General features: G+C 43.0%; 17 protein-coding genes. 7 read left to right on the plus strand and 10 right to left on the minus strand.

Annotated elements, in window-relative coordinates:
* Nucleotides 1-34: 34 nt before the first annotated feature.
* The 7 genes from ABD894_RS19140 to ABD894_RS19170 form a co-directional block, all read right to left on the minus strand.
* Nucleotides 35-424, minus strand: a complete 390-nt coding sequence (locus ABD894_RS19140) for a hypothetical protein (protein WP_345212681.1) — start codon at nucleotides 422-424, stop codon at nucleotides 35-37.
* Between the two features lie 125 nt (nucleotides 425-549).
* A complete protein-coding gene (locus tag ABD894_RS19145; protein WP_345212682.1) occupies nucleotides 550-879 on the minus strand; it encodes a hypothetical protein in 330 nt (109 codons plus the stop codon).
* A 1-nt stretch (nucleotide 880) separates the two neighbouring features.
* Nucleotides 881-3,478 carry a DNA ligase D gene (gene ligD, locus ABD894_RS19150; protein ID WP_345212683.1) on the minus strand — a complete coding sequence of 866 codons (2,598 nt, stop codon included), beginning with the start codon at nucleotides 3,476-3,478 and terminating at the stop codon, nucleotides 881-883.
* Nucleotides 3,463-3,624: a hypothetical protein gene (locus ABD894_RS19155; RefSeq protein WP_345212684.1), complete on the minus strand. Its 162-nt coding sequence runs from the start codon at nucleotides 3,622-3,624 to the stop codon at nucleotides 3,463-3,465. Before ABD894_RS19155 ends, ligD begins: the two co-directional genes overlap by 16 nt.
* Before the next feature lie 51 nt (nucleotides 3,625-3,675).
* Nucleotides 3,676-3,846 (minus strand): hypothetical protein, encoded by a 171-nt coding sequence (locus ABD894_RS19160; RefSeq protein WP_345212685.1) that lies wholly within the window; start codon nucleotides 3,844-3,846, stop codon nucleotides 3,676-3,678.
* A 204-nt stretch (nucleotides 3,847-4,050) separates the two neighbouring features.
* Complete coding sequence (locus ABD894_RS19165; RefSeq protein ID WP_345212686.1) at nucleotides 4,051-4,923, minus strand: alpha/beta fold hydrolase; 873 nt, start codon at nucleotides 4,921-4,923, stop codon at nucleotides 4,051-4,053.
* Between the two features lie 549 nt (nucleotides 4,924-5,472).
* Nucleotides 5,473-6,276, minus strand: a complete 804-nt coding sequence (locus tag ABD894_RS19170) for an alpha/beta fold hydrolase (protein WP_345212687.1) — start codon at nucleotides 6,274-6,276, stop codon at nucleotides 5,473-5,475.
* A 370-nt stretch (nucleotides 6,277-6,646) separates the two neighbouring features.
* Here ABD894_RS19170 and ABD894_RS19175 point away from each other — a divergent pair, with 370 nt between their 5' ends.
* From ABD894_RS19175 to ABD894_RS19200, 6 genes are all read left to right on the plus strand, one after another.
* Nucleotides 6,647-7,660 carry a proline iminopeptidase-family hydrolase gene (locus tag ABD894_RS19175; RefSeq protein WP_345212688.1) on the plus strand — a complete coding sequence of 338 codons (1,014 nt, stop codon included), beginning with the start codon at nucleotides 6,647-6,649 and terminating at the stop codon, nucleotides 7,658-7,660.
* A gap of 191 nt (nucleotides 7,661-7,851) precedes the next feature.
* Nucleotides 7,852-9,042 (plus strand): MFS transporter, encoded by a 1,191-nt coding sequence (locus ABD894_RS19180; RefSeq protein WP_345212689.1) that lies wholly within the window; start codon nucleotides 7,852-7,854, stop codon nucleotides 9,040-9,042.
* A gap of 251 nt (nucleotides 9,043-9,293) precedes the next feature.
* Nucleotides 9,294-9,566 (plus strand): hypothetical protein, encoded by a 273-nt coding sequence (locus ABD894_RS19185; RefSeq protein WP_345212690.1) that lies wholly within the window; start codon nucleotides 9,294-9,296, stop codon nucleotides 9,564-9,566.
* A gap of 45 nt (nucleotides 9,567-9,611) precedes the next feature.
* Nucleotides 9,612-10,022, plus strand: a complete 411-nt coding sequence (locus ABD894_RS19190) for a nuclear transport factor 2 family protein (RefSeq protein ID WP_345212691.1) — start codon at nucleotides 9,612-9,614, stop codon at nucleotides 10,020-10,022.
* 21 nt (nucleotides 10,023-10,043) lie between these two features.
* Nucleotides 10,044-10,655, plus strand: coding sequence for a pyridoxamine 5'-phosphate oxidase family protein (locus tag ABD894_RS19195; RefSeq protein WP_345212692.1), 612 nt, complete (start codon nucleotides 10,044-10,046; stop codon nucleotides 10,653-10,655).
* Nucleotides 10,656-10,694: 39 nt separating this feature from the next.
* Complete coding sequence (locus ABD894_RS19200) at nucleotides 10,695-11,117, plus strand: DUF983 domain-containing protein (protein WP_345212693.1); 423 nt, start codon at nucleotides 10,695-10,697, stop codon at nucleotides 11,115-11,117.
* A 238-nt stretch (nucleotides 11,118-11,355) separates the two neighbouring features.
* Here the strand turns inward: ABD894_RS19200 and ABD894_RS19205 are convergent, their stop codons facing one another.
* A complete protein-coding gene (locus ABD894_RS19205) occupies nucleotides 11,356-12,282 on the minus strand; it encodes a LysR family transcriptional regulator (protein WP_345212694.1) in 927 nt (308 codons plus the stop codon).
* A gap of 140 nt (nucleotides 12,283-12,422) precedes the next feature.
* On the minus strand, nucleotides 12,423-13,262 hold the full coding sequence (locus ABD894_RS19210; protein WP_345212695.1) for an alpha/beta hydrolase: 840 nt from the start codon (nucleotides 13,260-13,262) through the stop codon (nucleotides 12,423-12,425).
* Between the two features lie 68 nt (nucleotides 13,263-13,330).
* Between ABD894_RS19210 and ABD894_RS19215 the strand changes: the two genes are divergently transcribed.
* A complete protein-coding gene (locus ABD894_RS19215) occupies nucleotides 13,331-13,537 on the plus strand; it encodes a hypothetical protein (RefSeq protein ID WP_345212696.1) in 207 nt (68 codons plus the stop codon).
* 13 nt (nucleotides 13,538-13,550) lie between these two features.
* Here the strand turns inward: ABD894_RS19215 and ABD894_RS28215 are convergent, their stop codons facing one another.
* Nucleotides 13,551-15,518, minus strand: a complete 1,968-nt coding sequence (locus tag ABD894_RS28215) for a sigma 54-interacting transcriptional regulator (RefSeq protein ID WP_425562990.1) — start codon at nucleotides 15,516-15,518, stop codon at nucleotides 13,551-13,553.
* Nucleotides 15,519-15,647: the final 129 nt, after the last annotated feature.

Consider the following 15,647-nt stretch of genomic DNA (forward strand, 5'->3'; position numbering starts at 1 on the left):
GCCTGCTAAGTAACAATGGTTGCCATTATGCCGATTAACTATTCCCAGTTTTATTACTCCGATTGGTAAACTTAATTGCATAGGTGTCACCAATTTTAACAGGCTCGATCAAAAAGGTTTCTCCATTGTCTAAATCAACTATGACAGGAACGTATTTGATAAATTTTAGTGCCGATAGCAGTCTTAGTTGAGTATCCTGGAGCTGGAATGATGCCTGATTGAGTTCGTCATCTGCCGCTTCTTTATCCGCTCCGATATTGATGACCCGCTGTGCTAATGAAAATGAAATAAAATTGATGTCATCCTCTGAAATGTTGTGCTGCATTTCTAATAACTGTGCTCTGAATTTCGCTTGATCTTCAGCAGCTATAGCATGTCTTTTTACCGCTGATATATAATTTTTCACCAGGCTTTTCAAGTCCATTCGGCAAGTTTAAGGAAATTAAACCGGAGTTACCAGATAGGACGTATGTAATAAAAAACAATAAGCCGTTTGTTGATGATATTGGAAACCTGACTGTTCTATATGATATTCAGCGCGTTTCATTCTTATTTAGAAAGTAAAGCGAGGCGTTCAGGATTGTTTATCCGGTCAATTTCCTCAATGATAAATTGTTGCATATTATCGTTTCCCAAGTTCAAAAGCTGCTGGTTGTATTGATATTTATCAGGAGATAATGTCCTGCTCCAGAACTGAAAGGTTTGATCAAAAAAATGATAAGGTTGTCTGGTATATACTGTTAAATGGGAATAGTCGAAGTCTATTCCAAATCCTTTTCCGGCTCCATTACGCTCTATAGCTTTAAATGCTTGATGGATAACGTTAAGGGCGACCGCGCCGGCCAATCCTCCGATGATACTACTGAAAATCTTTTTCATATTAGCCGAATATACTTTGTGCTTTTTTTATGGTTTTGGCCAGGTCTATACCTTCGCCTAACACGCCTTTAAAAAGGTCGCCGGTTTCTTTCAGGCGGTCAAGTGCGTTATGAATATTAAAATGCTGTATGGTCAGTCCGGGTTTTACTTCGTCCCAGGCAAGCGGCATAGAAACCGTAGCTCCGGGCTTTGGCCTGAGGGAGTATGGCCCTGCAATTGTAGCGCCGGGCCGGTTTTGTAAAAAGTCCAGATACATTTTACCTTTCCGTGCGGCAATGCTGCGTTCCAGGCTGGTGAAATCCGGTATCTCTTTGTGTACCAACTTAACTATGATATTGGCGAACATTTGCGACTGGTCGTAACTGTATTTGCCTTCTAAAGGGATGTAGATATGTATACCGGTTGAGCCGGAGGTTTTCGGATATGCGGGAACGTCAATGGCATCTAAGACTTTTTTTACTTCCAGCGCTGCTTGCACCACCTGGTCGTATGTATGTTTGTCCGGATCAAGATCAATTACGCAGTAGTCAGGATTATCCGGTGTCTCTGCACGGCTAAACCAGGGATTGATCTCTATGCACCCTAATGAGTTCATCCATAGCAAACTTGCCTCGTCGGTTGCTACCAGATATTTCGTAACTTTCCCTTCTCCGGTGACGTGGTCAAAAGTTTTGGCCCAGTCAGGGGCTTTGTCCGTTACATTCTTTTGGTAGAAGCTCTGGCCATGTATGCCCCCCGGAAATCGGTTTAAAGACATAGGTCGATCTTTCAGGTATGGCATCATATATTCGCCGACCTTATAATAATAATTGAGCATCTGCCCTTTGGTGATCTTATCTTCCGGCCAGTAAAGTTTTGTGACGTGGTTGAATTTGAGCTGATAACCGCAAACGGTTTTTGTTTGTGTATCCTCAGTGGGGTTAAGCAGCGTTTTTCGCTCAGTGGTTTTTATGGGTTCCAACTTCAGACCGGCATCTTTGGCTTTGGCTTTTGTTGTTGTTTTTGAGGGTGTTGATCTGGGTTTTTCTATGGTTTCCGGAATTGATGTTTCAGCTTCCGCAAGGGTTGCTTCGGTATCTACCGGAGTTTCCAAAACAACATCTTTCGCTTTTTTGTCACTGCGCATCCCTTTAAAAGATGCCTGGCGAAATACGCCGTCACCGGTTACTTCGGCAAAGCCTACTTCGCAGACCAGTTCGGGTTTTAGCCAGGTTGGTTTCGCGCCCGTTCTTTTCGGCCTGAAGCGAGTGGGCTTGTCCACATCTACTTCATAATTGAAAGGGCTTTCGTCAGTGATTAAAGGCTTGAACTGCGCCATCATTTCCTTTTGTAGTTTATCAGAAAAGCCAGTACCAACTTTGCCCACGAATTGAAGTTCCTTGCCTTTGTAAACACCCAACACCAAGGCGCTAAATGATTTCCCCGTGCCCTCATTTTGGGTGTAGCCGGCGATCACAACTTCCTGCCGCCGCTGCACTTTAACTTTTAGCCATTCCTTGCTGAGCAAATCAGAGGTATAAACACTGTCCGCTTTTTTGGCAATAAAGCCTTCCAATCCCATTTTTTCAGCAGCCGCAAAGAAGTCGATACCGTTAGCGTCAAACACTTTGCTTTGACGGATATGATCATTATCGGTCGGGAGGATTTCGTTAAGGATCGCCTGGCGTTCAACGAGCGGTAGATCCATCAGGTTTTTCCCCTCGTACCATAAAATATCAAAGATGTAGTAAACGAGGTTGCCATCCGCTTCACTGCGCCAGTTTTGCATAGCACCAAAATCAGAAATGCCTTTTTCATTCAATACAAGTAGTTCCCCATCAAGTACGGCATTCATGCTCCAACTTTTTAATTTCTCGTTGATGGGGTAATATTTTTCAAAGGGGAGATTGTTGCGGGAGATCAACTGTGCACCATCTTTTTTATCAAGTACGGCTACCGCGCGGTAACCGTCCCATTTTACTTCAAACAGCCAGCCGGGTTCATCGAATGGTTCATCTACTAAAGTGGCTTTCATCGGTTTAACGTTGGCAGAAACTTTAGATTTGGGCGCGGCTTTTAAAATGGCCTTTACATCGATATCCGGCGCATCTTCGGTATCTACATCTTCCGCCAATTCTTCATCGGGCGCCACATCTTCTTCATGCCCGTTTTGCCACACTTTCTCACTGGTTTTTTCCATCGTTTCTATGGTCTTTCCGGAAAGCACCGATTTGTCCTGTTTGGTGATATCCTTATCAGTGGCGAACTCATCCTTATGCTTGATCATCAGCCAGCCATTCTCGCCCATGCCATGTGTTTTCACCATGGCAAACTCCCCGTTTAGTTTTTCGCCGTGCAATTTAATTTTTAGCCGGCCGCTTGCCAGTTGCTTAAGCAGGTGTTTTTCCCGCGCCTTTTTCCCCTTGATCGGTTCTATCGGTTCATAAGTGCCTTCGTCCCAAACGATGACCGTCCCGCCGCCATATTCCCCTTTGGAAATAATTCCTTCAAAATTTAAATAGTCAAAGGGATGGTCTTCAACCATCATGGCCAGGTGTTTAATCTTCGGGTCAAGGCTTGGTCCTTTAGGGACAGCCCAGCTTTTTAATACGCCATCCATTCCAGTCGGAAATCATAGTGCAGTCTGGATGCATCATGCTTTTGCACGACAAAAATGAGGTTATTCTTATCCTTGCTTTTTCCTGCTTTGGGTTCGGCGGTCTTTTTAAAATCCCGCTTTTTGGCGTATTCCTTCAGTTTTTCCATGGCAGACAAGAAAGCCCCTGACGGGGCTTTACGATTATGCGTTGATCATTATTATTTGCCTTTAACAGCTTTTTCAACCGTTGTACGTTTGTTGCTACCCGTCTCTTTTTTGGCAGCTTCTACAGCTTTTGATGTCGTACCGTTTTTTTTCGCTTCGTAATTTAACTCATGTGGTTGCTCAGACACCGAGTTTCTTTCCACTTTTGCTCCTTTAGTTGCCATAGTATTAGTGTTTTAGATGTGTATTGACAACAATATTTGGGGGATGGTGTTTTAATTTCTAATATAATTTATTTCATTGGCGTTTTGAATCTGACTAGATCATAATAACTGCCTTTTTATAGTCCTTATCAAAAGGCCGATGCTAATGAACAAGTGGACACTCACATAATTATGGCGTTGACAAACTGTAGGTTGTCGGAGTAATTATCGAATTACCTTTCGGCCGAGAAAGTTTTTTATCGTAGCCGCTATTTCTATACCATGACTTTCGAGAGCGAAATGCCCTGTATCAAATAAGTGGCATTCCAGGTTTTTGACATCTTTTTTGTACGCCTCAGCAACAGATGCCGGGAATATGTAATCGTTTTTACCATATACGATCAGCATTGCCGGATTTTGATCCCGGAAATATTGTTGCCATTCCGGGTATTTCGGTGGATTGTTCTTGTAATCATAGATCAGGTCGAGTTGTATCTGCGCATTTTCAGGCCTTTCCAAATGGCGCAGATCCATTTCCCAATTATCAGGGCTGATCACTGAAGTATCAGGGACACCGTGTGTATATTGCCATTTTAATCCATCAGGATGAAAGAAACTACGGAGTATATCTTCCGCGTTTTTATTATCCCGGTTGTGCCAGTAAGCTTTTATCGGCTCCCAGAATGTATCCAGGCCTTCTTCATAGGCGCAACCGTTCTGAACGATCAATGCGTCTATATTTTCAGGATGCTTTGTGGCCAATCGATAACCTATGGGGGCGCCATAGTCCATTAGGTAAATACTATATTTTGTAATGCTCAGCTTCTGTAAAAGTTCTTCTATAATTGCCGCAAAATTGTCAAATGTATAAGCAAACTCTCCGATAGGCGGTTGGTCACTTTTGCCGTAACCGGGATAATCCGGAGCGATCAGGTAATATTTATCGCATAAGTCATTAATAAGATTTTTGAACATGAAAGAAGATGAAGGGTAGCCATGTAATAAGAGTAGGGTTGGGGCATCTTTAGGTCCGGCTTCACGGTAGAAAATTTTCACTCCGGCGATCTCGATAAAGTTATAGGTGGTTTGGTTCTGCATTATATAAACTAAGCTTTCTATTATTTTCACTGTACTCTATCTTTGGGTAGAATAGTTCCCATCTCCGGCTGATCACAGATGTTTTTGCAGGGTTTATAAAAGAATGCCCGGTACGCTAAAACTTGTGATTTGGCCCCATAATGGCCAGTATCTTGTGTAAAACAAATGCTATTGTCGCTGTATTTGTTTTACATACAAATATAAGACTAGCATATCTGGCCCGTATGTGACTTGAGTATTACCTGAATGATAATTGTTATCATAATTGTGTTGACTATCAGGTGTTATTTCAACGAAATTAGATAGGATTGATAACCTTGGGCTGCCATGTATGAATATCCATCCGCGTTCTTATCTATTAATATGAAAAAAGCATTAAACCAGCTTTACGGTCGGCTTAATGCTTTTTTTTCATCAAGTATAAAAGTAACTTCTTCAGCCGCCTTTAATATAGTAACCAATGTGCCGGGTAATGCTGTTATCCTACATGGCGCTGTGTCTTCGTGAGCTAAATGAGATCTCTTTACAGCACATGGTGTTAAGATTACTTTACATGGCTGCTTTAAAGATCACTTCTGCTACTTCTGCCGGTTTTGACAGCATAACAACATGGCTCGCCGGGATATGATAAGTAGTGGCATTTATCTTCTTTGCCATTTCAGCTTCAATTTGAGGCGATATAATTTGATCATTATCGGCCACTATAAAAAAGCTCGGCCTGGTTTTCCAGGCCGGAACGGTAATTTTGGCCGTTAACGTACTTACATGAAAACGGCCCTGAACCGCGGCTATATTTTTAGCTTCCTGTAAAGGTAAATCTTGCGCAAAATATTTAATGATCGTTTCTTCCTTCAGGCGAATATAGCCGTCAGTAATTACCGGGTCGGTAAATCCGGGTACATTCGGAATTTTTCTTTCCGCATAAGCTTCCCTGCTTATACTGTCAATACTTTGGCCCTCGCTGGGCGCATAGGCTGCAACATATACCAGTGCTTTAACTTTGTCATTATTACCGGCCTGTGTGATGACCGCTCCGCCCCAAGAGTGGCCTGCCAAAACAACTTTTCCCTTTACTTCTGCAATGGCACGTTCAACCGCTGCAACATCATCTGCCAGGGATGTAAGAGGATTTTGGACGGCGATTACCTGGTATCCCTTTTTTTGGAGGATAGGTATCACCTTGTTCCAGGAAGAACCATCGGCGAAAGCACCGTGGACAAGAATGATAGTTGGTTTTTCCTCTTTCTTAAGTGCGGGCTTTTGTTGAGCGCTTCCCGGGAAAGCCGTAGATAACAGCAGGATCACCAGTGCTGATACGGTCATAACGGTTAATTTAAAATTTGTTGTTTTCATGATTTTTTGATTTAGTGCTAAGTAAATAATGCTTCGTTCGGATCCTTTCTATTGGGCGGCCCACTCAGCCAGATATCTCTTTAATGGAGTCCAGTAAATTGTCGGAACCGGCTTCTTTACCTAAAGGATTGCTCACAAAGCATTTATACGAAAGTATTCGATTTTTATAACCCTAAGGCGCATTTTGCCATCACCCTTGTAATAACTGTCATTATAAAAATGATGATAATAGAATGTTGTTTTTCAGTTATTTAGCCGTTGGGTTTCGGTTTGTGCTGTCAATATCCGCAGGCCTTATATAATAACCTGGCAGTTATTGTTAATGCCTGTTAGCATTATCGTTTACCCGTTTATATTTTAACTTTTATTTATGAAAAGAGAATTTTTATTGGTGCTTATGACCGTCTTCCTCGCCTGTAAGCAGCCTCAACCTGCTGCTCAGTCCTTGAGTAACGCACCGGGCGACAGCATTAAAACAGGTGGAAACAGGCTCATCAGTGTTGACGGCAAATACAAGGTATGGACCAAAAAGGTAGGAAATGGAAAAATCAAAGTGTTGCTCTTACACGGAGGGCCGGGTTTTTCACACGATTATATGGAGTGCTTTGACGATTTTTTACCGAAGGAAGGCATGGAAATTTATTACTACGACCAGTTGGGTTGTGGTAATTCAGATGCGCCGACTGATACCTCTTTATGGAACACTCGCCGTTATGTTGAGGAAGTTGAGCAGGTACGCAAAGGTTTGGGATTGGAAGATTTCTATATCGTAGGGCATTCCTGGGGTAGCATGTTAGCTATGGAATACCTTGATAAGTACCAGTCGCACGTAAAAGGAGTTGTATTTTCAAATATGACAGCCAGCATTGCGGATTATATTGACTATTCGGCTACCCTTAAAACTAAACTATTTACCGCCCGCGATCTGGCCGTATACGATTCGCTAGACCGGCGTAAAGCTTATGGAACACCACAATATATGGAGCTTTTGATGAATAAGCTTTATACCCGGGTAATTTGTCGCCTGCCGCTTGACCAATGGCCCGAACCATTGACGCGTGCATTTAAAAAAGCAAATCAAACAATTTATATGAAGATGCAGGGCGTTGATGAATTTCACGTCACCGGAAACTTTAAGAACTGGGATTTTTGGTCAAGGCTGCCAAATATAAAAGTACCCGCACTGGTGTTGGGTGGCGTTCATGATGAAATGAATCCGGAGAGCATGAGAAAAGAGGGGCGACTATTGCCGAATAGCCGGACCTACCTTTGCCTTGAGGGAAGCCACATGGCCATGTATGATGACCAGCAGCGCTATTTCAGTACCCTCACAAGATTTTTAAAAGAGGTAGATGCGGGTACATTTAAAGCTGATAGCAGGTAAAGGTAACAGCAGAACCTTAAATGGTCTGTTGTAAATTGAGTTAACAAAATCGTCCCCGGACAGGGAGATAGCGTTGCCGCGTTACTAACTAAAACATATACCTATAAATACCACCCGCAGCATTAATTTGATAATAGCACATATCATTAATATGATATGTGCCCAAGCCTTTCCCTGTCGAAATTAGTGGAATGAAACACGAACGGATAAAACAAGTTTTTTCAGGCACCGATATCATTCCCGGCATAGCATGCATGCTGCTGATGTTTCAGGCTTATCTTATCGCACCCTTATCGCCAACCCTGGCAAAAGATTTCGGTTCTTTTTTGATAAACCTGGCTGTACCTACGTTTGCAATCCCTTTTGCCATAGCCGCGGGTGGAATGATTTTTCTGAGGCCTGTAATAAACCCCCACAAGTGTTTTTTATTTTCGCTGGCAGCGCTGTGCGTTGGTACTTATCTGCTTAGTGTGGCTACCTCTGTTGGTATGTTTTTACTCATCAGGGCCTTTACCGGCTTTGGAACGGGGGCTATGCTGCCCTCGGCAATACTATTGTCTTTGAGGCATTATGGAAATAGGCGATCACTTAAAAATATGGTGCTGATCATATTTGCATTAGCAACAGGTATGACTTTCGGCCCGAGTTTAGGGGGATGGTTGAATGATATCGTCGGCTGGAGATACCTTTACCGGTTCATCAGCATACCGGCTGCAATACTTTTTTTGATCTACTTACTGAAGTACATACAAGAACGGCAGGACGGAATAACACCATTCGAGATAAAAGCGGCAGCAAAGTCAGTATCCGACTGGAAAAGCCGGTATATCTATGGCTTTGTATACCTGACAGGGGTATTTCATTCGGGGGTATTTGTGTGGATCAGTTATTATTTCACTACACAGTATGGGTTAGATGAATTCCACATCGCTACCGATCTGTTCATTTTCGGCCTTCCAGGTTTTGTGGTTACCATATTGATGTATCGTTATCAACTTGATGAAAAGGTTGTTACTATCCTTTATGTGTCACTTGGGTTAACAATTGCCGGTCTTTTGGTATTAATGGGGAATTTACCTTTGTGGCTGGCGGAATGCTTATTGGGCATCATGTCCGTCGGATTCGGTTGCAGTCAGCCTTTGTTTATCGGTATACTTAAATTGCCACGCGCGGGTTCATCGCCAATAGGGCCTGTGGCCAAAGGTTCCGGGTTTCTTTTTGCAGGCTATGGCAGCGGGCCTTTAATGATGATCGCTTTACTCAATGTTGATTTGACTACCGCCATCCTTTTTTTGATATTGCTTGTCCTGGCGCTGGCTTACATTTCGCGCCGTGTATGGAATGTAAGGGGGCGTAAAGTAGTGACACTTTCAGCAGGCTAAGCGGAAATAGGGTTACTGTAGGGGACAGCAAAGCGGGCGGCTAAGTATATCCATAACTTTTGTAAATTCAGGGAGCAGACACGGGTTCGCGCTTGCAATAGTATTTATTATTTTAATGATAAAGCTTATAACTTACCTAATTGCATAAGTCAGAATGATCCGGGGTTTTCTGTCTAAATTGCATATCAAAGGGGATTGACAGGCCTTCGCTAACAGCATAAATCATTTTAAACACTCAAAATTAAAACAATATGATCACAATATTTTATCCATCAAACGGCCTTGATATTACCGGCTGGCAAGAGCGCTTAGACCGTGCTTCCTTAACGTACGAACTCATTATAGAAGAAAATTCTACAGTGCCACGGTTAGTTGACGGCGATAACGTGGCAGAAGGAATACCTGCCATTGAAGCCTACTTGGAAAGCCAGGAGCAATTCGTAAAAGATTGGTACGATGACCGCTGCGACAAGTATGAATTTGATCCGGATGCTGCACCGAAGATCAAAGGCATCAACGGATAAACAGGCAGATTTTACTATTACCCAATCATTCAAATATATACACGTATGGAACAAAGAGTACCACTGCCGCCATTTACTTTAGAAACGGCGCTGCAAAAGGTTCAATTGGCAGAAGATGCCTGGAACAGCCGCGACCCTGAGCGGGTTTGCCTGGCCTATACTATTGATACGGAGTGGCGGAACCGCGCCGAATTTATTAATGGCAGAGAGGAAGTAAAAGCCTTTTTGAGTAGAAAGTGGCAAAAAGAGCTTCATTATAAGCTGAAGAAAGAACTATGGAGTTTCCATGATAACCGGATAGCGGTACGTTTCTATTATGAGTGGCAGGATGTAGCCGGGCAATGCTACAGAAGCTATGGTAATGAGTTATGGGAATTTGATGAGAATGGCCTGATGCGGAAACGCTACGCAAGCATTAATGACCTGGCCATTGATGAGAATGAAAGAACATTATGATCTGATTTAGTTGCTGCCAATATGAATTACGAACAAATAGCATTTACCGATGCGGTGAAGAAATTACAAGAGTTGCATGGGAGCCGTACCGTTTACGCGAGGATGGAAAGGGGTTACCATGAAGATGGATTTACCGAGGCCGAAGTAGCTTTCATCAGCAGCAGGGATAGCTTTTACATAGCCAGTGTCAGTCAAACAGGCTATCCATATATACAGCACCGTGGAGGGCCAAAAGGCTTTATTCACGTACTTGATTACACTACCCTCGGGGTGGTCGATTTCAGTGGCAACAGGCAATACATCTCTGTAGGTAACGCAGCCGATAATGCCAAGGTGTCTTTAATTCTGATGGATTATCCTCAAAGAGCCCGGCTTAAGCTGTTCGCGGATATAAAGATTGTCGAAATCTCGGAGAATCCTGAACTTTTTCAACAGCTTGATCCTGCCGGCTATAAACATAAAGCCGAACGCATGTTGCTTTTTTCGGTAAAGGGTTACAATTGGAATTGTCCGCAACACATTACGCCGCGGTACACATTGGAAGAAATAGAGGCCGCATTTGCAGAAAGGAATGGGTATGTACAATCTCTGGAAGAAGAGGTTAAGCGTTTGAAGACGTTGCACGACCGATAGCATTTACAACACAATTAAAATAGAAAGGAAGATAGTACCATGAACACTGAACCTACATACACAGATTCTGAATTTAAGGCGGCGCTGCACGGGAAATGCCCTAAATGCCGTACCGGAAATATGTTTTCAACAAACCCAATGATGATCTTCGGCCAAAAAATGAATGAGAGATGCCCGCATTGTAACTTTCAGTTCGAGATAGAACCCGGATATTTCTACGTAGCCATGTTTGTAAGTTATGGCATGAATGTGGCCATCATGTTAACATTTGCAATCTCCACTTATATCATCACTCATAATTCAAATCCCTGGGTTTATATTGCTGCTACGTTAGTACCTGCTTTTCTGTTTTGGCCATTTACTTTTCAATATTCCCGCATTATCCTGTTATTCTGGTTAACACCCGGCGTTCACTTTGAACCTGAGCGCGCCAAGCCCGACTATCATAAAGAACACGCCTGATAATATTATTTCAGATCTATATATACTGTGTTTGTTAACAAGACAATGATATTGTCTGTTATAGAATATGGAATTTAAATTTGTTTTTACACCAAAAAGCTTGCTTGTTCGTAAGCAACAAGCAAGCTTTTGACACAGCGTTATAAAGAGCTATCCGGTGTAAGTCTTATGTTGGTTAAGAGCTGATTCAGATTGAATTACGTAGCCTTGGCCGTATTTTTGTTAGCCGGAATATTAATTAATTTACCGGTGTTAACCCTTCATGGCACTGTGGCCAGTTCCTGGTTAAAATCTCTTCCAAGTATTTAATCTCCTGGGGATAAGCAGTGTTCTTACGCTTTCCGAAATATAGGGTGTTTTCTACAGGAGGGCTGCCTTCCCAGGCCAGCTTTACAGCATTGCCTGCAATTTCGTTACAGCAGAGAAAATCAGGCACTACCGCAAAACCTTTACTATTTGACAAGCAACGCAATATCGAACCAAGAGAAGGCAAAACATATTTTGGCCTGAAGCTTGGCAATGTATCAAAGCTGGCAGACCAAAAGCGGTTTAGATGCTCCATGTCAGACGCGGTTGTATAAAAATTCTGAACGGAGAGCCACTCCTTCAGTGCCGGGCGGTCATCTCTCAGGAGGAACTCATCCAACTCAGTGGTATCCGTTTGATTACCACAGATCAGCACTATCCTCTCTTTGGTGAATGCCTTGTATTCAAGGTTATGCTGCGTGCTTTTTTGGGGTGTAAGGATCAAGTCTAAGGTGCCGCTGTTCAGTTCCTGGAGCATTTGGGGGTAATCGCCAAATCTGGTAACCAGGTTAAAGGGCAGCTCGGAAATATGAGATTCGAGCATATATTGGAAGATACCTGTAGACATACCTACACTTATCGTTGGCTTTTCCATCTTAGATTTTCGGTGGAGATTATGCTCTGCCTCTTCGAGCTTGTTCATGTGGTCGATAATAAAGTTATAAAGCATGGTACCTCGCTCCGTAGCGATCATTTTCCGGGTATCACGATCGAAAAGACGGTGACCGGCATAAGATTCCAGCGAACTTAAATGAAGACTAACTCCGGGTTGGGAAATAAATAAAGCTTGTGCAGCCGCAGATAGTGTTCCGGCTTCATAAATAACTTTAAAAGTTCTGAACCATTCTAAATTGATCATAGTTGTAGGATTTAATATTTTGAAAAATTCTTATTTGGGTAGCGTTACGCTTGACCGGCATTTTCCCATTGCAATCCGGACGCTAAAAAGTTTTCTGTAGTGTGAGTTCCGCTGGTGACATTAGCATCAGTGCCGAAGGATTAAACCCTTTCATTCAGCCAGTGCAGGATATCCTTCGTAACGATGTCGTTATCTTTGTCATTCAGCAGATCATGATAATGCCCTTCATATAATTTAAGCTGTTTGTCAGCAGATGACGCATGTTTCATAAGATACTCGCTTCCCGCAGGTTCGGTGGCTTTATCAGCCGTGCCATGCAGTATCAGGATAGGAAGTTTAATTGCCTGCATTTCTTTTTTCAAATATTCCCCTGCCAGCAAAAGTTGTTGCATGGTCTTGGCTGGCTGTTTTTCGTTTTCCAGCAGTGGGTCTTTGTCCATTTTAAACACGAGCGATTTATCACGTGAAAAATCTGCGTTATTTAGTTTAACAAGCCGGGTGTGTGGTATAATATGCGCCAAAAATTTAATTGCCGCAAGGGCAAAACCGGGAGCCGGAATTTGAAATGCAAAACTTTCTGAAATAAGTCCCTTCAGCTTACCCTGATTTTGAACTGCATAAGCAGAGGCGAAAACGCCGCCCGCGCTATGCCCGAACAGAAATATAGGTTTTGATGGACGAGTAAAACCGGCGATATTCATTAACAGGTCAATGTCTGCAAACACATCGTGGTAATCCACGATATAGTAACGCTCTCCTTCAGACCGGCCACGGCCGGCAAGGTCTATCGCGTAAACTTCAAATCCATCCTCCCGGAGCCGGGCTGCAAAATCCTGGTAATATCCACTGTGTGAATTTAACCCGTGGATGATTAGAACAATGCCTTTAGGCTTATCCTCGGGTATCCAGTTTCTATAAAAAACCTGCTGCCCTTGTTTATTAATGAATGTTGCTGTTTTTGGTTGATTTGTTGATTGCATGACTACAGCATAGTCAAATACGTGCCATAAACATTAAAGCCCACAGCTTTGCTAATTAATTATATAATATGCTGATATCCATTGATTTGAAATCTCAAATAAAAGGAGCGGAAAAGAAAATTGATAACCATCTCCGATTTTTTCGGAGGCGATCCGGCTCCGGCTCTGAAAAAATTGGAGAAAAGTGGGGGAATGGAATTGGGCAGGATGTAATTATAAGCGCTTGCCTTGCTGAGATAATTGCAGGATGGGTTCTTTTTATCAATAAAAGCTAAAAGGAGGTACCGTTCAGTTTTGTGCCGGGCCCCAATAATCTTCTCTTTTTACACCTAATTTAGCCATTCTTGATTCCAGCGTAGTAGGCTTAAGGTTTAGTAATTCCGCCGCGCCGCTGTTCCCGCGGATGCGCCCTTGTGTTTTTTTGAGAACAGAAATAATATAGGCTTTTTCCGTTTGCCGCTGATTGTGTTTTATATCTTCAAGTGTTACTATATCGGCTTTGCCCGGTGCTTCTGTAGTAACACCGGTGAGATGTTGCTTTAATTCTAATTCAGAATTTCCGCTGGTAAGAATAACGGATCGCTCCAGTACATTCTCCAGTTCGCGAATATTGCCCGGCCACTGGTAAGCAAGCATCGCATCTATCATTGAAGCCGAAATACCGTTAAACTCTTTATGAAAGTTATTGCAAAACTTGTGGGCAAAAAAGTTAACCAGATCCACAATATCACTTTTCCTTTCCCGCAGCGGCGGCAAAGTTATCGGAAACACGTTCAAACGATAATACAGATCAAGCCTGAAATTTCCTTCGGCCACTTCTTTTTCCAGATTGCGGTTAGTAGCGGCCACAATACGTACATCCACTTTTTTGGGTGTATTGCTGCCTACGTAATTTATCTCTCTTTCCTGTAAAACACGTAGTAATTTAACCTGCATTTCTAACGGTAACTCGCCAATTTCGTCCAAAAAAACGGTGCCTCCTTCTGCTTGTTCAAAACGGCCTTTTCTTTTTTCGGTAGCCCCTGTAAATGAGCCCTTTTCGTGGCCAAATAATTCTGATTCTATCAGTGTAACCGGTATTGCACCACAATTTACTTCAATGAAAGGCCCGCTTTTTCTTGATGACAGGTCGTGAATGGCATGAGCAACTTTTTCTTTTCCGGTCCCGCTTTCGCCCAGTATCAAAACCGAGGTATTGTAAGGCGCTACTTGGGTGGCAAAATCTAACGCGGCCAGTAAAAGAGGGTGCTTTCCGATAATACCTTTAAATACCTGGCGGTTCGGCCCTTTGCCGGTCTCATCGATGGTGGTAGCTGCTTTTACGGTAGGCGATACGGTTCCTGGCAGCAGCATTTTGTCGGTAACACTTGTTAAACAGCTCTTAAAACGCTTTAATACGGCTACATGTTTTTGTGTGTACACGTTGCGCTCACGGCTATAAAAGCAATAATTTACCGTCACTCCGTTGCTGGTGACCAACGAGAACATAAAGGACGAGTTTATTTTAAAACAATCGGTCCATACTTTCTGAAGCGGAGTGATAGCTGTATGATTGTCTGATATTCCTTCATAAACCGTACTATGGGCTAAGGGGTAACTGTTTTTGAGTATCCCGGAGAGGGTTTTGCTGCTCAAACCGGCAATGGTCATCAATTGCTTTTCACCAATATACTGGTACTCATCATAACCAACACGTAAATAACCTGTATCGGTGAACTGGGCGGCATCTTCCGGGCGACTGCCTGAAACAACAAGATCGAAGGGGATGAATACCCGTATTGCCTGCGCGACCTTCAAAAGTTTATGTTTAGCATCCGACGTTTCATTACCGATGTCTGCCAGATGTTTTTGTAGAAGCGTCTCCTGCTGTAATCTCGACTCCAGGGCGTTTCTTTGCCGGTACGAGGCAATATCAAGCGTTACCAGCAGGTCTTTTTCCCTGAATGGTTTGATCAGGAATCCGTAGGGGTCAGTAGCCTTGGCTTCTTCGAGTATTTTTTGGCTGGAATTTGCAGATAAGTATATAAAGGCGATATTGTCGTCGTTAAGCTTGCGGGCCAGGTCAATGCCTGACCGTTTTCCGTCTAATTGAATGTCCAAAAGTATGAGATCTGGTTTCTGAATTTGCAGCTGCTCATCGGCATCTTCCGCTGAAGAAGCGATGCCCGTTACCATGTAGCCCGCTTGCTCCAGTGTAAAACGCAGCGCATTGGCTACCACAAATTCATCTTCAACTATCAGTATTTTTTTATTCATATCCACTTATACTAATTATTAACGTTCATGCTTGCTTGTAACTACACAGCGAACCGAACCGTGATATGTACACCCTCAGTAACTTTGCAGGGTAAGGTCACCATTGCCGCTATTCTTGGGATGGCCATT

This window comes from Mucilaginibacter gynuensis, from assembly GCF_039541195.1.
GTDB lineage: Bacteria > Bacteroidota > Bacteroidia > Sphingobacteriales > Sphingobacteriaceae > Mucilaginibacter > Mucilaginibacter gynuensis.